11 protein-coding genes are annotated in these 20,739 nt (G+C 72.6%); 9 read left to right on the top strand and 2 right to left on the bottom strand.

All coding sequences use genetic code 11. From position 1 onward, the window contains the following. Positions 1–35 precede the first annotated feature (35 nt). Both ACZ6TU_RS34285 and ACZ6TU_RS34280 read left to right on the top strand, forming a co-directional pair. Positions 36–2,264 carry a serine/threonine-protein kinase gene (locus ACZ6TU_RS34285; RefSeq protein ID WP_469552770.1) on the top strand — a complete coding sequence of 743 codons (2,229 nt, stop codon included), beginning with the start codon at positions 36–38 and terminating at the stop codon, positions 2,262–2,264. Between the two features lie 199 nt (positions 2,265–2,463). Next, positions 2,464–4,041 (top strand): phytoene desaturase family protein, encoded by a 1,578-nt coding sequence (locus tag ACZ6TU_RS34280; protein WP_467679744.1) that lies wholly within the window; start codon positions 2,464–2,466, stop codon positions 4,039–4,041. A 4-nt stretch (positions 4,042–4,045) separates the two neighbouring features. Here ACZ6TU_RS34280 and ACZ6TU_RS34275 read toward each other — a convergent pair whose 3' ends face one another. Further along, entirely contained in the window at positions 4,046–5,767 is a 1,722-nt protein-coding gene (locus tag ACZ6TU_RS34275) for a serine hydrolase domain-containing protein (protein ID WP_469552768.1), read from the bottom strand. Between the two features lie 208 nt (positions 5,768–5,975). On the opposite strand from ACZ6TU_RS34275, the gene ACZ6TU_RS34270 reads away from it, so the two are divergent. The 3 genes from ACZ6TU_RS34270 (at position 5,976) to ACZ6TU_RS34260 (ending at position 10,014) form a co-directional block, all read left to right on the top strand. Then, the gene (locus ACZ6TU_RS34270) at positions 5,976–7,085 is read left to right on the top strand and encodes an NAD(P)H-dependent flavin oxidoreductase (protein WP_467679741.1); all 1,110 of its coding nucleotides are present in this window, start codon (positions 5,976–5,978) and stop codon (positions 7,083–7,085) included. Beyond that, entirely contained in the window at positions 7,082–8,635 is a 1,554-nt protein-coding gene (locus ACZ6TU_RS34265; RefSeq protein WP_467679739.1) for an acyl-CoA synthetase, read from the top strand. The genes ACZ6TU_RS34270 and ACZ6TU_RS34265 overlap by 4 nt, the downstream gene beginning before the upstream one ends. A gap of 113 nt (positions 8,636–8,748) precedes the next feature. After that, on the top strand, positions 8,749–10,014 hold the full coding sequence (locus ACZ6TU_RS34260; protein ID WP_467679738.1) for a DUF418 domain-containing protein: 1,266 nt from the start codon (positions 8,749–8,751) through the stop codon (positions 10,012–10,014). Positions 10,015–10,058: 44 nt separating this feature from the next. Here the strand turns inward: ACZ6TU_RS34260 and ACZ6TU_RS34255 are convergent, their stop codons facing one another. After that, positions 10,059–12,497, bottom strand: a complete 2,439-nt coding sequence (locus tag ACZ6TU_RS34255) for a penicillin acylase family protein (RefSeq protein ID WP_467679736.1) — start codon at positions 12,495–12,497, stop codon at positions 10,059–10,061. Between the two features lie 154 nt (positions 12,498–12,651). Between ACZ6TU_RS34255 and ACZ6TU_RS34250 the strand changes: the two genes are divergently transcribed. The 4 genes from ACZ6TU_RS34250 to ACZ6TU_RS34235 all read left to right on the top strand — a co-directional run bounded on the left by ACZ6TU_RS34250 (position 12,652) and on the right by ACZ6TU_RS34235 (position 20,706). Then, positions 12,652–14,175, top strand: a complete 1,524-nt coding sequence (locus ACZ6TU_RS34250; protein WP_467679734.1) for an acyl-CoA synthetase — start codon at positions 12,652–12,654, stop codon at positions 14,173–14,175. Positions 14,176–14,195: 20 nt separating this feature from the next. Beyond that, complete coding sequence (locus tag ACZ6TU_RS34245) at positions 14,196–14,507, top strand: trypco2 family protein (protein WP_467679733.1); 312 nt, start codon at positions 14,196–14,198, stop codon at positions 14,505–14,507. 10 nt (positions 14,508–14,517) lie between these two features. Next, positions 14,518–19,788: an aKG-HExxH-type peptide beta-hydroxylase gene (locus tag ACZ6TU_RS34240; RefSeq protein WP_469552766.1), complete on the top strand. Its 5,271-nt coding sequence runs from the start codon at positions 14,518–14,520 to the stop codon at positions 19,786–19,788. A 75-nt stretch (positions 19,789–19,863) separates the two neighbouring features. Then, positions 19,864–20,706, top strand: coding sequence for an alpha/beta fold hydrolase (locus tag ACZ6TU_RS34235; protein WP_467679730.1), 843 nt, complete (start codon positions 19,864–19,866; stop codon positions 20,704–20,706). Positions 20,707–20,739 lie beyond the last annotated feature (33 nt).

The following is a 20,739-nucleotide window of genomic DNA, read 5'->3' as shown; positions in this document are numbered from 1 at the left end:
CGGGCGAACAGCTACCGGGGGGAGCGTCGCGCGACATGGGGGAGACCAGGCTCATCCACGGCCGGTACCGGCTGCTCGACCTGATCGGGCGCGGCGGCATGGGCGAGGTGTGGCGGGCCCGGGACGAGTCCCTGGGCCGGCACGTCGCGGTCAAGTGCCTCAAACCGCTGGGCCCGAACCACGACCACGCGTTCACCCGCGTGCTGCGGGAGCGGTTCCGCCGTGAGGCCCGGGTGGCCGCCGCGCTCCAGCACCGCGGCATCACCGTCGTGCACGACTTCGGCGAGTCCGACGGCGTCCTCTACCTCGTCATGGAGCTGCTGGACGGCCGCAACCTCAGCCAGCTCCTGGAGGACAACAAGCAGCACCCGCTGCCGGTCGCGGACGTCGTGGAAATCGCCGAGCAGGTCGCCGCCGCCCTCGCCTACTGCCACGAACAGGGCATCATCCACCGCGACTTGAAGCCCGCAAACATCGTGCGGATCGGCGACGGCACGGTGAAGATCTGCGACTTCGGCATAGCCCGCCTCGGCCACGACATCGGCTTCACCTCCCGGCTGACCGGCACCGGCATCGCCATGGGCACCCCGCACTACATGTCCCCGGAGCAGATCGGCGGCACCGAGGTCGACCAGCGCAGCGACCTGTACTCGTTCGGCTGCGTGCTGTACGAGATCGCCACCGGCGTACCGCCGTTCGACCTCGACGACGCCTGGGCGATCCTCGTCGGCCACCGCGACACCCCGCCACGCCCGCCGCGCGAGCACCGCCCCGAACTGCCCGGGTACCTCGAGCGGGTCATCCTGGACCTGCTCGCCAAGGAACCCGACGAACGGCCCGGCGACGCTCGCGAGCTGGCCCGCCGGATCAGCGCGCAGAGGGCCGCGCCCGCCTACGTGCCGACCGTCGTGGCGGCCCGGCCCGCCCCGGACGAGTTGGCGCACGCCGGCCGGCTGCCGTCCTGGACCCGCGGCATGACCACCGGCCACAAGGCGGCCGGAACCGGGCTGCGCAGCACGCCACCGGACCCGGCGGCCGGACTGTCCGGCGAGTGGATCGCGCGACCCGCCACCGGCCCGGTCGAGGAACCCGCCCCCGAGGAGCGGCCCGCCCCGCCCCCGGAGGTCCTGACCGCCCTGGCCGGCCGGCACAACGCGGGCCTGAGCCTCGGCCGGCTCGGCCGCTGGGCGGAGGCGGGGGAGGTGCACCGGGCCGTCGCCGCCGAACGCGAGCACCTCCTCGGCCCCGACCACCCGGACACCCTCGCCAGCCGCTACGAGGTCGCCTTCACCCTCAGCCGCACCGGTCGCGCCCCGGACGCCCTGCGCGAGTACAAGCACGTCGCCGAGGCCAGGATCCGCACGCTCGGCGCCGACCACCCCGACACGCTCGCGGCCCGCCAGGAGATGGCCTACGTGCTCGGCCAGCTCGGCCGCCCCTTCGACGCCCACCGGGTGTACACGTCGGTGCTCACCGCCCGGGAGCGCACCATGGGTCCCGACCACCCGGACACGCTCCGCTGCCGGCACAACCTCGCCTTCAACCTCAGCCGCCTCGGCCGCCTGGAGGACTCCTACCGCATGGCCCGTGAAGTGGCCGCCGCCCGCTCCCGGGTGCTCGGCCCGGACCACCCCGACACCTTGGTCACCCGCTACGAAGTCGCCTACGCGCTGGGCCAGCTGGGCCGCTGGGCAGAAGCTCTGGAGACCTACCGCGAGGTCGCCGATGCCCGGTCCCGGGCCCTCGGTCCCGAGCACCCCGACACCCTCGCCGCCCGCCACGAGGTCGGCATCAGCCTGGGCCGGCTCGGCCGCAGCGCGGAGGCCCTGGACCTCTACAGCGCCCTGGCCGAGGACCGCACCCGGGTCCAGGGCCCCGCCCACCCCGAGACCTTGCGCGCCCGCCACGGGTGCTGTGTCAACCTCGGCCGGCTCGGCCGCTGGGAGGAGGCCCTCGCCGAGTCCCGTGACGTGAGCGCCGTCCGCGAGCGGGTCCTCGGCCCCGACCATCCGGACACCCTGGTCAGCCGCCGCGAGGTCGCCGTCGGCCTGGGCTGGCTTGGCCGCTGGGCCGACGCGCTCACCGAGTACCGGCGGGTGGCCGCCGCCCGCGAACGCGTCCTCGGCCCGGACCACCCCGACACCCTCGCAAGCCGCAACGACGAAGCGCACTGCCTCCAGCAACTGGGCCGCGGCGACGAGGCCGTGGCCCTGTACCGCCGGGTGGCGGCCCTGCGCGGGCAGCGGGCGTCGGCTGGGCGGTGACGCGATTTGTTCTGCCGAGTGGTGGCAGTGTGTGGGCAGCGGGTGCCGGCCGGGTGGTGACGGGCATGGTGTGCCGGAGGTGACTGCGCGCGGTGAGCGGCGAGCGGCCGGCAGGCGTCCGCCGAGCCGTGTCGCACTGTCGGGATGCCCGGTCGCCCTTCGTCTGGCCGACCTGGATCACCCCGTGTTACGAAGAACCATGACCGCACCCCTGGGACCCCGCGCACACCGGACGTACGACGCCGTCATCGTCGGCGGTGGCCACAACGGCCTGGTCGCCGCCGCCTACCTGGCCCGGGCCGGCCGTTCCGTGCTGGTGCTGGAGCGGCTGGACCACACCGGCGGCGCGGCGGTGTCCACCCGGCCCTTCGCCGGGGTCGACGCCCGGCTGTCCCGCTATTCGTACCTGGTCAGTCTGCTGCCGAAGAAGATCGTCCGGGACCTCGGGCTGGACTTCCGCGTTCGCACCCGCACCGTCTCCTCCTACACGCCGACCGAACGCGACGGTCGGCCCGCCGGCCTCCTCGTCGGCGGCGGTGAACGGCGTACCCGGGAGGCGTTCGCCCGGCTCACCGGATCCGACCGCGAGTACCGGGCCTGGCAGGAGTTCTACGGCATGACCGGCCGCGTCGCCCAGCGGGTCTTCCCGACCCTCACCGAGCCGCTGCCCACCCGCGAGGAACTGCGCCGCCGCCTCGACGACGAGGAGGCCTGGCGGGTGCTGTTCGAGGAGCCGATCGGGGCCGCCGTCGAGGAGCACTTCGCGGACGACCTGGTGCGCGGTGTGGTCCTCACCGACGCGCTCATCGGCACCTTCGCCGACGCCCACGACCCGTCGCTGAAGCAGAACCGCTGCTTCCTCTACCACGTGATCGGCGGCGGCACGGGCGACTGGGACGTGCCGGTCGGCGGCATGGGCGCCCTCACCGACGCACTGGCCGACGCGGCCCGCGCCGCGGGCGCCGTCCTCGCCACCGGCCACGAGGCGCTGCGCATCGCCACCGACGGCCAGGAGGCCGAGGTCACCTACCGCACCGCCGACGGCGAGGGCACGGTCGCCGCCCGGCACGTCCTGGTGAACGCCTCCCCACAGGCCCTGGCGGAGCTCACCGGCGACACACCCCCGGCCCCCGCCGAGGGCGCCCAGCTGAAGGTGAACATGCTGCTCACGCGGCTGCCGCGGCTGCGCGACAGCTCCGTCGACCCGCGCGAGGCGTTCGCCGGCACCTTCCACATCGCCGAGGGCTACGAGCAGCTGGCCACCGCCCACGCCCAGGCCACCGCGGGTGACCTGCCCGCCGCGCCGCCCTCCGAGATCTACTGCCACTCGCTCACCGATCCGACCATCCTCGGCCCCGACCTGGCCGACCAGGGCTACCAGACGCTCACCCTCTTCGGCCTGCACACCCCGGCCCGCCTGTTCGAGCGGGACAACGACGCCGTACGCGCGGAGCTGCTGAAGTCGACACTCGCCCAGCTCGACGCCCACCTGGCCGAACCCCTCGCCGACTGTCTGGCCACCGACGCGGACGGACGGCCCTGCATCGAGGCCCGGACCCCCCTCGACCTGGAACGGGACCTCGGGCTGCCCGGCGGCAACATCTTCCACCGCGAGCTGAGCTGGCCCCACGCCCAGGACGGCACCGGCCGCTGGGGCGTGGAGACCCGGCACACGAACGTGCTGCTGTGCGGGGCCGGCGCGGTACGCGGGGGCGGCGTGAGCGGGGTGCCGGGGCACAACGCGGCCATGGCGGTACTGGAGAACGAACCCCGGTGACCCCTCAGTCGGCAGACGCCGTCCACCCCACCGCCCGGACGCGGGCCGCGTCCGCCGGGCGCGCCTCGTCGAAGAGGACGCCGTCGGCAGCGTCCACGCGCAGCCCGTCCACGTATGCCCCGCGGCCGACGTACCGCCGGTCCGTCGCGTACCGCCAGCGCAGGACCAGCCGGCGCGCGGCGGGGAGGTCGGCGGTGAGCCGGTGCCAGACGCGGCCGGACCAGCCCGTGACCGAGCCCGACGGGTGCTGCCCGGGGTCCTCGGCCCGGCGGGACGTCGTGAAGGGCACCGGCTGCCAGGTGGTGCCCCCGTCCGCCGTCGCCTCCAGGACCAGCACGTCTGTTCCGGGCTCGGTGTCCCACCACAGCGCGGAGCGCAGCCGCGCCCGGCCGGACGACGTGTCGAGCGTGGGGAGGGTGAGAGTCGCCGTGGTGGAGACCGCCATCCCGGAGAACCAGGCCCTGCGTCCCCGCACCGGCCGGACCGGGACGGCCCGCGCCAGGTTGTTCGCGGCGGCCACCCGGGGAGCCGACCCGGATCGCCAACTCCGCACCGGATGCACCGAGTTGCCCAGGACGACGAGGAACGAATCGGTCGTCGGGTCGAGCACCAGCGAGGTGCCCGTGAAGCCGGTGTGCCCGGCACTGCGCGGCGTGGCCATCGCGCCCATGTACCAGTGCTGGTAGAGCTCGAAGCCGAGGCCGTGCTCGTCGCCGGGGAACGCGGTGTTGAAGTCGGTGAACATCAGCTCCACCGACTCCGGCTCCAGGATCCGGGCCCGCCCGTACACGCCGCCGTTGAGCAGCGTACGGCCGAGGACCGCGAGGTCCCACGCGTCGGAGAACACGCCCGCGTGGCCCGCGACCCCGCCGAGGCTGGAGGCGTTCTCGTCGTGCACCTCTCCCCACACCAGGCCCCGGTCGAGACCGGACCACGGAGGGCGCGCGTACTCCGTGGCCGCGATCCTCGGCCGCCAGGAGGCAGGCGGGTTGTAGCGGGTGCGGCGCAGGCCGAGCGGCGCGGTGATCTCGTCGCGCAGGAGGACGTCCAGGGAGCGGCCCGTGATCCGCTCCAGCACGAGCTGGAGCGAGATGAGGTTCAGGTCCGAGTACAAGTACGCCGTGCCCGGCGCGCTGACCGGCGCCTCGTTCCAGATGAGCTGGAGCTTCTCCTCGTGCGTCGGCGCGCTGTACAGCGGGATCCAGGCGCGGAAGCCCGAGGTGTGCGTGAGGAGCTGACGGATCGTGATGTCCTGCTTGCCGGCGCGTGCGAAGTCCGGCAGGTACGAGGCGACCTTCGCCTCCAGCTCCAGCCCGCCCCGCTCCATCTGCTGCACGGCCAGGATCGAGGTGAACAGTTTCGACACCGACGCCAGGTCGAAGACGGTGTCCTCGGCCATGGGGATCTGCTCGCCGACCGGGAACTCGACGCCGGTGTCGGTCTTCTCGTCGTAGGCCCGGTAGCGCACCGCCATGCCGATGGGCCGGTGCAGGGCGACGGTGCCGCCCCGTCCGGCGAGCAGGACGGCACCCGCGTACCAGGGGTGCTCGGGGGAGGGGTCGAGGAACGCCTCGGCGTCGGTGACGAGTTGGCGCAGATGAGAGGAGAGCAGCCCGGCGCGTGCGGCCGAGCCGTGCCGCAGCGTGGGGCGGTGGCCGGTCGCCGGGGCGGCCTCGGCGGGGCCCGCCGGCAAGGAGGCCAGGGCGAGCGCACCGCCCAGTGCCATGGCCTCCCGGCCCAGTTGACGCCGGGTCAGTCGACCACGAGTCGCTCTGTCCGCCGCTCCCTCGGTCACAGCACGCCCCTTCGTCCCAGTCACCTCGGATGTCCACGGAAGTATGTCCGCCGCGCGCCGCCATGAATCGACCGAATGAATCTGACGGAGTATCAGAAAACCTCTTCCGTCCTCCGGAGGACTCCGGCATCCTGCGCCCATGCAGACGGAGCTGAGCCAGAAACTGGGAGTCGAGCACGCCGTCTTCGGCTTCACGCCGTTCCCCGCCGTCGCCGCGGCCATCAGCCGGGCCGGCGGCTTCGGCGTGCTCGGCGCGGTCCGCTACACAGCCCCCGACGAGCTCAAACGCGACCTGGACTGGATCGAGGCGCACGTCGACGGCCGACCGTACGGCCTGGACGTCGTGATGCCGGCGAAGAAGGTCGAGGGCGTCACCGAGGCGGATGTCGAGACGATGATCCCCGAGGGGCACCGGCAGTTCGTCCGGGACACCCTCGCCAAACACGGCGTGCCCGAGCTCGCCGAGGGCGAGGCGTCCGGCTGGCGCATCACCGGCTGGATGGAGCAGGTCGCCCGCAGCCAGCTCGATGTCGCCTTCGACTACCCGATCCGCCTCCTCGCCAACGCCCTCGGTTCCCCGCCCGCCGACGTCGTGGCCCGCGCCCACGACCAGGACGTCCTCGTCGCGGCTCTCGCGGGCAGCGCCCGGCACGCCCGCAAGCACAAGGACGCCGGGATCGACATCGTCGTGGCGCAGGGCTACGAGGCCGGCGGCCACACCGGCGAGATCGCCTCCATGGTGCTCACCCCCGACGTCGTCGACGCCGTCGCCCCGCTCCCTGTGCTGGCCGCCGGCGGCATCGGCAGCGGACAGCAGGTGGCTGCCGCTCTCACCCTCGGCGCTCAAGGTGTGTGGTTGGGCTCTATATGGCTGACCACCACAGAAGCGGACCTCCACTCGCCCGCTCTCACCCGCAAGCTGCTCGCGGCCGGCTCCGGCGACACCGTCCGCTCCCGCGCGCTGACCGGCAAGCCCGCACGCCAGCTGCGCACCGAGTGGACCGACGCCTGGGACGACCCGGCCGGGCCCGGCCCGCTGCCCATGCCGTTGCAGGGCCTGCTGGTCGCCGAGGCCGTGTCACGCATCCAGAAGTACGAGGTCGACCCCCTGCTCGGCACCCCGGTCGGGCAGATCGTCGGCCGGATGGACAGCGAACGCAGCGTCCAGGCCGTCTTCGACGACCTCACCCGTGGCTTCGAACAGGCCGTGGACCGCATCAACCGCATCGCTGGAAGGAGCGGCCAGTGAACAACAGCGTTCCCGCGGGCTTCTGGGCCCAGGCCACCGCCGACCCCGACCGCGCGGTCCTGGTCGCTCCCGACGGCGAGGAGTGGACCGCCGGCCGCCTGCACGCCGACGCCAACCGGCTCGTCCACGGCCTGCGCGCGGCCGGGCTGGAACGCGGCGACACCTTCGCGGTGGTCCTGCCCAACGGCGTCGAGTTCCTCACCGCGTACCTGGCCGCCAGTCAGGCCGGGTTCTACCTCGTCCCGGTCAACCACCACCTGGTCGGACCGGAGATCGCCTGGATCGTCTCCGACTCCGGCGCCAAAATCCTCCTCGCCCACGAACGCTTCGCCGACGCGGCACGCCACGCCGCCGACGAAGCCGGACTCCCGGCCACCCACCGATATGCCGTCGGCCCGGTCGAGGGCTTCCGCCCGTACGCCGAACTCCTCGACGGACAGCCCGGGTCGGCGCCCGCCGACCGCACCCTCGGCTGGGTCATGAACTACACCTCGGGCACCACCGGCCGCCCCCGCGGCATCCGCCGTCCGCTGCCCGGCAAACCTCCGGAGGAGGCCTACCTCGGCGGCTTCCTCGGCATCTTCGGCATCCGGCCGTTCGACGACAACGTGCACCTGGTGTGCTCGCCGCTGTACCACACGGCGGTCCTCCAGTTCGCGGGCGCGTCCCTGCACATCGGCCACCGACTGGTCGTGATGGACAAGTGGACACCTCTGGAGATGCTCCGCCTCATCGACCGCCACCGCTGCACCCACACCCATATGGTCCCCACCCAGTTCCACCGCCTGCTGGCCCTGCCCGACGAGGAGAAGGACCGCTACGACGTCTCCTCCATGCGGCACGCCATCCACGGCGCCGCGCCCTGCCCCGACCATGTGAAACGGGCCATGCTCGACTGGTGGGGCCCCTGCGTGGAGGAGTACTACGCGGCCAGCGAGGGCGGCGGCGCCTTCGCCACCGCCGAGGACTGGCTGAAGAAACCCGGCACCGTCGGCAAGGCCTGGCCCATCAGCGAACTCGCGATCTTCGACGACGACGGCAACCGGCTGCCGCCCGGCGAACTCGGCACCGTCTACATGAAGATGAACACGGGCGGCTTCTCGTACCACAAGGACGAGGCCAAGACCCGCAAGAACCGCATCGGCGACTTCTTCACCGTCGGAGACCTCGGCCACCTCGACGAGGACGGCTACCTCTTCCTGCGCGACCGGAAGATCGACCTGATCATCTCCGGCGGCGTCAACATCTACCCGGCCGAGATCGAGTCGGCCCTGCTCGCCCACCCCGCCGTCGCGGACGCCGCCGTCTTCGGCATCCCGCACGACGACTGGGGCGAGGAGGTCAAGGCCGTCGTCGAACCGGCCCCCGGACACCGGCCCGGGCCCGCCCTCGCGGCCGACCTCCTCGACCACTGCGCGCACCGGCTCGCCGGCTACAAGCGGCCCAGGAGCGTCGACTTCATCACCGAGATGCCCCGTGACCCCAACGGCAAGCTGTACAAGCGACGGCTGCGGGAGCCGTACTGGGAGGGCCGGACCCGACCGGTGTGAGGCGGCGGTGCGGCTTTGGTCGCGCGGGCGGGCACGGGCGTCATCCTTTGGTCGGCGCCCGCTCGCCCTCCGGCCGATGTCCGGCCGGGCCCCGCCTTCCTAGCGTGAGGGCCATGACGATCGCGACCGAAGAGGGACCGCTGCGGCGAGGGGGCGTACGGCCCAGCGAACGGGCGCTCGCCCCCGATCTCGCCCGCGGGATCATGCTGCTGTGCATCGTGCTGTCCAACACGGCCTTCCACCTGTGGGCGGCCCGGCACGGGCCGTCCGGATGGCAGCCCGTGGACGGCTCGTGGCTGGACCACGCGGTGCAGTTCACCATGATCATGGTGCTCGACCTGCGGATCTACCCGCTCTTCGCCTTCCTCTTCGGCTACGGCATGATGCAGCTCTACCTCCGGCAGACCGCCGCCGGCACCGACGGGCGCGACGCCGCGAAACTCCTGCGAAGGCGCAGCCTCTGGCTGATCGTCATCGGCCTGACGCACGCCACCCTGCTGATGTCCGGGGACATTCTCGGCTTCTACGGCGTCCTGAGCCTCATGCTGGGCCTGGCCTTCCTGCGGCGCGGCGAACGCGCCCTGACGTGGTGGATCTGGATCGGAGTCGCTCTGATGCTGCTCGTCACGGCCGGGCCCGTCATCGCCGCGCTGCTCCAGGGCGAGCTGGGCACGCTGGGTGACGCCGACGCCGAGGCCGGCTTCAAGGCGTACGCATCGGACGAGGAAAACTGGCTCACCGCGGCGGGCACCCGGCTCGAGACCGGCCTGTTCGTCACCTTCGCCGCCGCCACGCTGACCCTCGTCGGCGGCGGGTACATCCTCTTCCTGCTCGGCTTCTGGGCCGCGCGCCGCCGCATCCTGGAGGAACCGGGCCGCCACCGCACGCTGCTGCGCCGGACGGCGGTCATCGGCGTCGCGGCCGGCTGGCTCGGCGCGCTGCCCGCCGCCCTCGCCCACATCGGCGTCCTGCGCGTGCCGGACGACATGCAGAGCGAATCCGGGGCGCTCACGGCCCTCCGCGACATCACCGGCAACGCCGGGGGCCTCGGATACGTCGCGGCCGCCGCCCTCTTCGCGCACTGGTGGACCACCCGCCGGCCCCGCCGCGGCACGACGGCGGTGACGGCGGTGGCCGCCGTCGGCAAACGGTCCCTGTCCTGCTACCTCGCCCACTCGCTGCTCTTCGCCCCGGTGCTGGCCGCCTGGGGACTCGGCCTCGGGCAGCATCTGAGCAGCGCGACCATGGCGCTGTTCGCGTTCGCCGTCTGGCTGGTCACGGTGGCCGGGGCGTACGCCCTGGAACGGGGCGGCCGCCGGGGCCCCGCGGAAGCGGTGCTGCGCCGGCTGATGTACGGATCCCGGGCCGGCCGGGCATGACGAACGGGGCGCCGCCCCACCGGGAGCGGCACCCCATCAGCAGGTCAGGGGCGCTCGTGCACCCGGAGGACCTTCAGTTTCGGCGAGGACAGGATGTCCTTCTCGCAGAAGCGCGACGTGACCCACTTCTCATCGGAGAACAGCCGGGTCTGGTCGGCGAAGTGCGGCGACTCGGGGTTCGACGACTGGGAGTACGTCAGCAGGGTGCGGGCCACCGGGCAGCGGCTGCCGTCCCATCCCACCGCCTGGAGGTGACTGCTGCCGAACGGCACCTCCGTGTAGCCGCCCCCGGCCGCGTTCCACGTCGGTTCGAGCACGTTCCACACGCCGAGCCTGCCCGCGCCGCCGGGCACCGGAAGGCGCTCACCGCCGCGGACGACGAACTGGTGCGCGCCGAGCGGCGCGTCGAGCGCGATGCCCGCGGCGCGCAGTTCCGCCACCGCGTCGGCGAGGGCGACGGCGAAGCCGGGCGCGTCCGTGTTCAGCGTGTTCGGCGTACGCACCGGGTCCGCCGCCGAGAAGGGCACCTTCCACAACTCGGCCGGAGGCACCGCCTGCTCCAGCTTCCGCCAGAACCGGTCGAACAGCAGCGCTCCCCGGCTCCCGGTGTCCATGGTGCGGTCCCACGCCGTCAGCACCCCACAGGCCTCCGACACGTCGACGGCCTCGCCGTCGCTGCCCGTCGCCGTACCGCCGGGCAGCGCGGCGCACGCCCGTGCCACGTCCGCCGCGGTGAGATCACCAGCGGGCACCCGGTTGGCGAACTGCTGCCGTTGCAGGTCGCGTACGGTCAGGCGGCCCCGGTCCGCCATCGCCGCCACGTCCTCGATCCCGCCGCGCGTGCGCAGGCCGAGCTGCGTCTCCACCGTGCCGAAGACCCGCTCGTATCCGGTGATCGGCCGGTCGGCGTTGGTCATCCACGCGGTGCCGTTGGAGTTCTCCACGTACGGCGCGTCCTTGAGCGTCGGCATCCTCGCCGGCCCGAAGATGCCCGGCGCCACCGCGTCGGGATCACTGCCGAGGGCGCAGTCGCCGCGCGAGCCGTCGAGGATCGCGATACCGGACGCCGGATACGTGGTCCTGCCCAGCGCCGTCGAGCAGCGCTGCGCCAACTCGTCGGTGATGCGCGGAAGTACCTGGGACTGGGTGTAGAGGGAATGCCCCGCGCGGTCGGCGGCGATCGTGTTCACCCAGGGGATGCCCTGGTGCCGGTCGAGGGACGCGAGGACGTCCTCCGTGCTCCGCGCCTTGCCGAAGCCGAGCGAGGTGTCGGCGAAACGGAGGTTCGCGGCGTTCGGGTCGTGCAGGGCGTACGCCGTCGTGCTCGTCCACGGCAGCGGGACCTGGGAGCTGAGGGAGGTGACGACCGGGCCGTAGCGGGTCCACCACTGGGTGCGGGTCACCGGCGCGCCGTCCTTCACCGCGACCGTCACGGTCCGCTTCTTCATGCGCTCCGGCCTTCCGTCCACGAGGTACGTCGTGGGATCGGCCGGATCCAGCGTCAGCTGGTGGAAGTTGGCCGGTATGCCGGTCGAGACGGTGTGGCTCCACGCCACATGGGCGTTGAAGCCCATGGAGATCGCCGGTGTGCCGAGCAGAGAGCCACCGGAGACGTTCAGCTCGCCGGGGATCGTCTGCTGCGACTGCCAGAACCGGCGCCCGCCCTGCCACGGGTAGTGCGGGTTGCCCAGCAGCAGACCGCTGCCGTTGGCCGTGGTGTCGCCGCGGAACGCGACCGCGTTGGAGCCCATGCCGGGGTCGCCCCACAGCTCGTCGGCCGCCTTCGCCACGGCCTTCGCGTCCGGCGTGCGGGCGGCGGGCCGGGAGGACGGAGTGCCGGAGGCGGCGCCGGCTCCGGCCGGTGGCTGCGCGCCCGTGATCGTGTCCACGAAGCGCCCCTCGCCGGAGATCGAGGCGATGGCGTGGCCACGGGCGGCCACGTCGAGCTCGGTGACCGGACGGACCCAGGAGGCGCCCGCGCAGGCGGGATCCGTGATCTTCTTCTGCTTCAGCCAGGCGTTGTAACCGGCCGCCCAGCCGCGCATCATGTCCCGGACCTCACGGCTCGGGCCCACGGGCGCGGGCTCGGCGAGCAGCTTCTCCACGGTGCGGGTCTCACGGACCCCGCGGAAGTACAGGTCACTGGCGAGATTCGTCCTGGCCCCGGAGAGGGCGCCGCCGGCGGCGGCTCCGGCGCCGAAGTACCGGGAGCGCTCGCCCCGCAGGGTCACGAACCCGTCGGCGAGCGTGCAGACCTCGTCGGACGCCTGCGCCCAGCCCGTACCGAAGCCCAGGCCGGCGTAGTCCTTCGCGAGGATGTGCGGGATGCCGTACTCGGTGTAGCGGATGACGGCGGACAGGCCGTCGCGGGACGGGTGTTGCTCCGCTCGTCCCTGGCTCGGGGCAGCGACCGCGGGTAACGCGGACGCGGCCGTGAACAGGGCCGTGGCCCCGAGAACGAGTCGTCTCAGGCGGCTGCGCATCGTGCCCTCCAACATCATTGAGGGGAAGGAGACTTGAGCGTACGGATGTGCCGCGTTCGCACGTCAGTACCAAGACACGGGACGCCTCTGGCGGCGGCAGGGTTGAGCCGGTCGGTTCTTGACCTCGCACGGCGGTGAACCGAGGATCACTGTCATGACGACGCCCGGACACGGCAGCACGGTCGACGGAGTCCTGCGGCGCAGCGCCCGGCGCACTCCGGCGCGCACCGCGGTGGAGTACGGCGACCGCACCTGGACATACGACGAACTGGACACCGCCGTCTCCCGTGCGGCGAGCGTCCTCCTCAACCAGGGGCTGTCCCCGGGCGACCGGGTGGGCGCGTACGGCCACAACTCCGACGCCTACCTGATCGCCTTCCTGGCCTGTGCCCGTGCGGGCTTGGTGCACGTGCCCGTCAACCAGAACCTGACCGGCGACGACCTCGCCTACATCGTCGGCCAGTCCGGCAGCTCCCTGGTCCTCGCCGACCCGGACCTCGCCGGGCAACTCCCCGACGGCGTACGGACGTTGCCCCTGCGTGACGCCGACGACTCACTCCTCGCCCGGCTGGCAGAGGCGCCCCCGTACGACGGTCCCGAGCCCCGCACCGAGGACCTCGTGCAGCTGCTGTACACGTCCGGGACGACCGCCCTGCCCAAGGGCGCGGTGATGACGCACCGGGCTCTGGTGCACGAGTACCTGAGCGCGATCACCGCCCTCGACCTCAGTGCGGGCGACCGTCCCGCGCACTCGCTGCCCCTCTACCACTCGGCGCAGATGCACGTCTTCCTGCTGCCCTACCTCGCGGTCGGGGCGACGAACATCATCCTCGACGCACCCGACGGTGACCGGCTCTTCGACCTGGTCGAAGCGGGCCGCGTGGACAGCCTGTTCGCTCCGCCCACCGTCTGGATCGCCCTGTCCAACCGCCCCGACTTCGCCACCCGCGACCTGAGCGGCCTGCGCAAGGCGTACTACGGGGCGTCGATCATGCCGGTCCCCGTCCTGGAACGGCTGAAGGAACGCCTGCCGGAACTGGCCTTCTACAACTGCTTCGGGCAGAGCGAGATCGGCCCCCTGGCCACGGTCCTCGCCCCCGAGGAACACAAGGGGCGCATGGACTCCTGCGGCCGACCGGTGCTGTTCGTCGACGCGCGTGTGGTCGACGAGGACGGCAGGGACGTACCGGACGGCACCCCGGGCGAGATCGTCTACCGCTCTCCGCAACTGTGCGAGGGCTACTGGGACAAGCCCGAGGAGACCGCCAAGGCGTTCCGCGACGGCTGGTTCCGCTCCGGCGATCTCGCGGTACGGGACGCGCACGGCTACTACACGATCGTCGACCGGGTGAAGGACGTCATCAACTCCGGTGGCGTACTGGTCGCTTCACGCCAGGTCGAGGACGCCCTGTACACCCATCCCCAGGTCGCCGAGACGGCGGTCGTGGGCCTGCCCGACGAACGCTGGATCGAAGCCGTCACAGCCGTCGTCGTCCCACGCGGCGAGGTCACCGAGGCGGAACTCATCGCCCACGCCCGCGAGAAGCTCGCCTCCTTCAAGGCCCCGAAGCGGGTGGTGTTCGTGGAGGGCCTCCCGCGCAACGCCAGCGGGAAGATCCTCAAGCGGGAGCTTCGGAAGAGCCTCGGGGGCGGGGCGGGGCCGGTAACATCCGGGTAGCGCGGCACGAGGGGGTCATAGTGATCGAACTGTCCGACATGATCCGCGAGTTGAGGAGTCAGCTGACCACTGCCCTGGCGGACGGCGCAGGCGAGGCCATCCGGTTCGAGGCCGGCCCCGTCGAGATCGAGGCGACCGTCGCCGTCACCCGCGAGGCGGGCGCCGACGCCAAGGTCCGGTTCTGGGTCGTCGATGCGAACACTCGGGGTACCTACGCGAACGCGCAGACGCAACGCGTCAAGCTCACTCTCACGCCCACCACCGTCCCGGTCGGCGGAGGCCCGCCGCGACCCGCCATGATCGCGGGCGACGAGGCCTCCGGCGAGTGCTGATCGAGGGCGCATGCGGATCGATCGTGGGCTGGTGCCGCAGCGGGTCGCCAAGATCATCGTCACGCCCACGAATGGCGGTGCGCGCCGACGTGGCTCGGGCTACCTCGTCTCTGCGGGGCGCGTGCTCACCGCTGCCCACGTCATCGAGGACGCGGCGTCGATCGAGATCCGATTCCAGGCAGACCGTCCGGACGTGCTGACCGTGGGGGCGGCCGTGGAGTGGCGGCACACCGGCATCGATGTCGCCGTGCTGGTGGTTCCGGTCCGGCTGAGCGAGACGGTGACGGGCGCGGCGCCCTCCGCGTCCTACGGCCGGATCGGGGAGCGGGACGTCGTCCTGCGCTGCACCGCGCTGGGCTTCCCGCGCTTCAAGCTCCGCACCGACAGCGACGGTTCGCTCTTCCGGGACGCCGAGCACGCGGACACCACCTGCGCGGCACTGTCCAACCGGGGTGAGGGCACGCTCGACCTGAAGGTGACCTCGCCCCCGGCGGACGACCCGGACCCTCGCAAAGACTCCTGGGAAGGCATGTCCGGTGCGGCTGTCTTCTGTGAAGGCCACCTCGTGGGAGTCGTCTCCCGCCACCACCGCAGCGACGGGCCGGGCCGGATCGCCGCATGCCGGGTGGACCGCTGGGCCGAGACCCTGAGCAGGCGCGAACTCGTCGACCTGGAGCATGTGCTGGGCCGCAGGCTGACGCCCGAGGAATTGCCCGACGTCACCGAAACGACCGTCCACGGCATGACACCCGCGGACCGGATCGGCGGACCGCTCGGCCGGTTCGCCCCGCCGGCGTCCGGCCCGGCCGCCGTGCCACTGGCCGTCCCGCAGCGCAGGATCGCATCGGACCGGCTGCGCGGGCGCGACGGGCAGGTGGGCGAACTGACCGCCGCGATCACCCGGCGGGCCCACGGCGACGGCTCCGAGCGGGGTGTGTGGCTGTTGTCCGGCATGGGGGGATGCGGCAAGACGACCCTCGCCCTGGAGACGGCACACCGGCTGGCCGCCACCATGACGGGAGTGTGGTGGGTGTCGGCAGCGGACGCCGAGGCCCTCTCCCTGGCGTTGCGCGCGGTCGCCTTCGACGCGGGCGCCCGGGTCGCCGACTTCGCCGGACCATCCCATCCCGCTGACGTGCTGTGGAGGTTCCTCAACGCCCTCACCACGCCCTGGCTGCTGGTCCTGGACAACGTCGACGACCCCTCGGTGCTGGCGGCCGAGCCGGCCCGTACGGCCGAGGGCGTCGGCTGGCTGCGCCCACCCGCGCACCCTTGGGGGACGGTACTGCTCACCAGCCGGGAATCCCGCCGTGAACGCTGGGGCGACTGGGTGCACATGGTCGACGTCGGCAACCTCTCCGGTTCCGACGGAGCCGAAGTCCTCCACGATCTCGCTCCGGGTGCCGGTGAGCCGGAGGAGGCCCGGGAACTCGCCGAACACCTCGGAGGTCTGCCCCTCGCCCTCAATCTCGCCGGCTCCTATCTGGCACGGGCGCTGGATGACCCCTGGCCGATGCCCTCGACACCCGAGACATTCGACGAGTACCGCGCCAGCTTCGACTCCCGTCTGGCCGACATGGCGTTCGACCCCGACACGGATCTGGGCCCCGACGAGCGCAACCGCCGCGCGATCGTCAGCACCTGGGAGCTCTCCCTCGACCTGTTGCACCGGCAGGGCACCGACCTGGCTCGCCCCCTCCTGCGGTTGCTCTCGGCCCTGGGCCCGGCACCCGTTCCGTACCGGGAACTCATCGCGTCGGAACTCCTCGCCGAAAGCGAACTGTTCACCGTACCCACGGAAGAGCGGCTCCAGGAGGCGGTGAAGGGCCTCGCCGGACTCCAGTTGATCACCATCGAGACAACCCGCGAGTCCGCCGGAGCGAAGGGCCGCCCCCAGCGCTGGATCACCATTCATCCGATGGTCCGGGCCGCCTGCCGCGCCCACGCCGACTTCACCGCCCAGAAGCCCCTGCTGCTGCGCCTCGTCACCGCGTTGCTGGAGAGGCACACGGGCCCCCTCGACCCCTTCGACACCAAGGACTGGCCCCGCTGGCAGGCCATCGCCCCGCACTGTGCCGCGGTCCTGTCCCTGCTGCCCGAGGACGACCGGGTGGACCCGGACCTGGCCGTGGCGACCACCGAGCCCGCTGTGCGGACCGCGCAGTACCGCACCGACCTCGGCATGTACCGCGAAGCCAGCGCCGAACTCGACGCACTCGGCTCGCTCCGGGCCCGGCTGCTCGGCGACGACCACCCGGCCACCATCGCCGCCGCCCTCCACCGCGCCTGGGCGGTACGCCAAACCGGCGCCCTCGTCGAGGCGGACCAGTTGTACCAGGACGTGGGCCGGGCCTGCGCACGCGCCCTGCCGGACGGCCACGCCTACCTTCAGTCGGCCAAGACGGGCCGGGCCCGGGTACTGCGGGAGCTGGGACGGTACGAATCCGCCGAGGAGGAGTTACGCGTGGCCCTGGCCATGCGCCTGAAGGCCCCGACCTACCCGCGCGGCATTCTGCGCATCCGGCACGAGTTGGCGATCCTGGCCCACAAGCGCGACCGCCATGAGGAGGCCGTCGCCGAACTGCGCAGCCTCTCACGGGAGTTCACAGAGCTCGTCGGTGAGAACGACCTGGACACCCTGGCCAACTGGGTGACACTCGCCCGTGCCCTGCGCGAGGCCGGTCACGCCAGGGAAGCGGAAGAGGCCATCGAGAACGCCGTACGTGGATATCTGACGGTGCTGGGGCCCGAGCACCCCGACGTGCCGATGGCCCGCCACGAACGCGCCCGGCTGATCCGCGACCACGAGTCGGACCCCGAATGCCTGAAGCGGGCGCGGGACGAGTTCGACGACATCTGGCGATTCAACGAACGCCACCTGGGCTCCGACCACCCCGACACCCTCGCCGCCCGGCACGAACTCGCCACGACCTGGCACCTGCTCGGCCGGCCGGACCTGGCGGTGGAGCACTTCGAGGCCGTCCTCGAAGCCGGCAGGCGGCGGCTGGGCGACCAGCATCCCGACGTCCTGTGCTGCGCCCGCAACCTCGCCGGAGTACGAGCGGAACTCGCGGAGCGCACGGTCGCCCCCGGTGGGGAAACGGACGGCGACGGCGATGACGCGGCACTTCGAGGAGGCCAACCGATGGACGACATCCGCCCCGCCGACCAGGACGTACGTGCACCCGCCGCCCCTGACCTGGCGAACCTCCCCCTCGAACAGGCCCTGGCCAGCCCCTCCCACACTGCCGCCGCACGCCTCGTCGGACGGTACATCCGGCCCCGGGTGAACCGGAGCGGAGAGGGAGGCGGAGGGGGTGGCTACTCGGGGAGCAGCTACTCAGGGTCCGCCGAGCGGCCGGTGAGCTACACACCGGTGCCCGCGGACCGTGTCCCACAACGGGACCTCGCCCAGGACACGCTCGGGCAGCCGTTTCCCACATCCGCCGATCTACGCACGATGGCCGCGGGCGCCGAGGACGGCGCCCTGGCCCAACGGATGCGAGCCCAGCAACGCGAGGCCCGAGCGGTGGTTCTGGACGAACTCATCGACCTGACAGCCGTGGTCACACCCTCCGGCGAGACCGAGTCACTCAGGGCCTCGGACGTACGGGAGCTCCTTGTGCGGGCGAAACGGGCCGACCCGAGTGCGGTGACGGCCGTGCTGCTCCACCCGTCCGTGGGCCGCTGGCTGAGCCGGGCCCTACGCGCCCTGCACACACCGCCGGGCGGACCGCGCACCTGGGCCGGGGCACCGCCGGCCGACCTCCTCCGTCTCCACTCGGTCGCGGCGGCGGTCGGCGTCCGGGCCCGACTGTTTTTCACCCTGCCCGTCCCCGTGCATGCCGGTCACGTCCACCTGCCCGGCCTGGGAGCCGCCGATCTGCGTGCGTCCGGGACCGCCGTAGCCCAGGTCGTCTGCCTGGGGGGCGCGGCCGTCGTCAAAGGCGAGGGCGTGGAGGTGCGGCTGCCGAGCCGGAGCGATCCGAACCCGCCGGGCTGGGTCCCCGTCCACCGGGTGCGCACACCCGTCGGGCGGCGCGGCTTCGACCTCGTCCTGGAAGACGTGGACCCCTACCGCGAGAGTGACGAGCCTGTGCCGCCCGACCCGCTGGGGCCGGTGGCGCTGACCCGATGGCGGCGGACGATCCGCGATGCGGGAAAGCTGCTCTCCGATCTCACGCCCGGGCAGGCCGACGCCCTCGCGGTGACCCTCACGGCCCTCACCCCCCGGACGGAGGCGGAGCCGACCGCCGGCACGATGACGTCTGTGTCGTCGAGCGATGCGTTCGGCGGCGTCGTGCTCAGCACGCCCCCCGACGCGGTGGAACTCGCCGCCACCCTGGTCCACGAGTTCCGCCACATGGAACTCGACACCGTCCTGGACTCCCTCGACCTCTACGAAACGGAGCGCGAGGGGCCCGATGGGGAGCTCTACTACGCGCCGTGGCGCGACACCCCGCGCCCGCTGCCGGGATTCCTGCACGGCGTCTTCGCCTTCTTCGCGGTGGTCGACTTCTGGCGGGAACTCACTCACTGGGCCCGCGACCGGCACCTGCGGCGGCGGGCCCAGTTCCAGTACGCGTACTGGCGCATACAGACGGGGCACGCCTTCGAGACCCTGTCCTCGACAGCACGTCTCACCGGTTCCGGGCGGGAGCTCATCGCCGGACTGGGCGACCGCTTGGCCAGGTGGACCGTCCCCGCGGCCGTGCCGGAGGAAATCACCGCGCTCGCAACGGAAGCCGCCGTCGCCCACCGCGTCCGCTGGCGACTGCACCATGTGACCCCCGACCCGCACGCGGTGTCGCAGCTGGCCGAGGCGTGTCGCTCCGGTGCGGAAGAACCCAGGAGGAGGGTCGCCGGCGTACTGCTGCCCGACACTGCCGTCCCCTCCTTGAACCACTACACGAAGATGCTGTGCCAGTGGGCGACCGCCCCGGACGAGGACACCGTCGACGACCCCGCCGACTTGGCCCGCATCCAGGGCCGTCGGCACGAGTCCCGCCGCCTCGCCACCGACCAGGTGACACGGCAACCTCAGCAGCCTGAACACTGGGCCCGGCTCGCTCTCACCTTGCGCCGGGACGCCGGGACGGCGTCTTTGGACACCGCCGACGCCGTGGCGGCACGGGCCCTGGTCCACTGTCCGGAGGTGGTTCGCGCCACCTTCGCCCGCATCGCCGTACAGCGGGGCGAGCAGCCGGACCCCGTGGCACTGGCCGCATGGCTCGGCGCTCCGGCGGGCCTGCACGACCTCCCCTCCATGCACTCCTTCTGACGCGGATGCCGATGGATGCGCCCGAGGCGAGGACTCTGTTGCGGCCCTGTGCCTTTCGGGACGAGGATCGGCGCCATGCCGATCTTCCGCGCTCCGGACGGTGTCCGACTCGCCTGTCACATGAGCGGCGAGGGCAGGCCGCTCGTCGTGCTTCCGGGAGGCCCCATGCGAGCCTCGGCGTACCTCGGAAACCTGGGCGGACTGCACGAGCACCGGCAGTTGGCGCTCCTCGACCTGCGCGGCACGGGGGAGTCCGAGGTGCCTGCGGATCCGGCCACGTACCGCTGCGACCGGCTCGTGGACGACGTCGAGGCGCTGCGCCGCCACCTGGGCCTGGAGCGGATGGACGTGCTCGCACACTCGGCGGGAGGCAGCCTCGCCATGCTGTACGCGGCCCGGTATCCGGACCGGCTGGGGCGGCTGGCGCTCATCACCGCCACCCCGTGGGCGCTGGGCCTGCCCGCGACGGCCGAGGACCGGCTGGCCGCGGCCCGGCTGCGCGCGTCGGAACCCTGGTTCGCCGACGCGTTCCCGGCGTTCGAGGCCTGGCTGTCCGGCACCGGTGACTTCGACCCCGTGTTCCTCCCCTTCTTCTACGGCCGTTGGGACGACACCGCCCGGGCCCACGCCGACCGCGAGGAGGACGAGACCAACGAGGACGCGGCGGACCGCTACGGGGCGGACGGCGCCTACGACCCGGACGCGACACGCTCCGCGCTCGCCCGTGTCACCGCCCCGGTGCTCGTCCTGGCCGGGAAGATGGACGGCGGCCCGAGTCCCGCCCTGGCCCGGCGTGCGGCCGAGGTGTTCCCAGTGGCCGAGTTCGCGGTGCAGCCGGGGGCGGGACACTACCCGTGGCTGGACGACCCGGAGTGGTTCGTGCGGCGCGTGGCCGCCTTCTTCTCCGGACCGGAGTGAGACGTCCTTCTGCTCTCGGCAGAGCCGGACCCT

The organism is Streptomyces sp. NPDC052064 (genome assembly GCF_055585925.1).
The sequence above is the reverse complement of the archived record's forward strand: the minus strand, read 5'-3'. Positions and strand labels throughout refer to the sequence as shown.

Bases quoted from the DNA above. Each gene is read 5' to 3' on its own strand.
- ACZ6TU_RS34285 (WP_469552770.1), top strand. From the start codon at position 36: ATGGGGGAGACCAGGCTCATCCACGGCCGGTACCGGCTGCTCGACCTG.
- ACZ6TU_RS34280 (WP_467679744.1), top strand. From the start codon at position 2,464: ATGACCGCACCCCTGGGACCCCGCGCACACCGGACGTACGACGCCGTC.
- ACZ6TU_RS34275 (WP_469552768.1), bottom strand. From the start codon at position 5,767: ATGGCACTGGGCGGTGCGCTCGCCCTGGCCTCCTTGCCGGCGGGCCCC.
- ACZ6TU_RS34270 (WP_467679741.1), top strand. From the start codon at position 5,976: ATGCAGACGGAGCTGAGCCAGAAACTGGGAGTCGAGCACGCCGTCTTC.
- ACZ6TU_RS34260 (WP_467679738.1), top strand. From the start codon at position 8,749: ATGACGATCGCGACCGAAGAGGGACCGCTGCGGCGAGGGGGCGTACGG.
- ACZ6TU_RS34255 (WP_467679736.1), bottom strand. From the start codon at position 12,497: ATGCGCAGCCGCCTGAGACGACTCGTTCTCGGGGCCACGGCCCTGTTC.
- ACZ6TU_RS34250 (WP_467679734.1), top strand. From the start codon at position 12,652: ATGACGACGCCCGGACACGGCAGCACGGTCGACGGAGTCCTGCGGCGC.
- ACZ6TU_RS34240 (WP_469552766.1), top strand. From the start codon at position 14,518: ATGCGGATCGATCGTGGGCTGGTGCCGCAGCGGGTCGCCAAGATCATC.
- ACZ6TU_RS34235 (WP_467679730.1), top strand. From the start codon at position 19,864: ATGCCGATCTTCCGCGCTCCGGACGGTGTCCGACTCGCCTGTCACATG.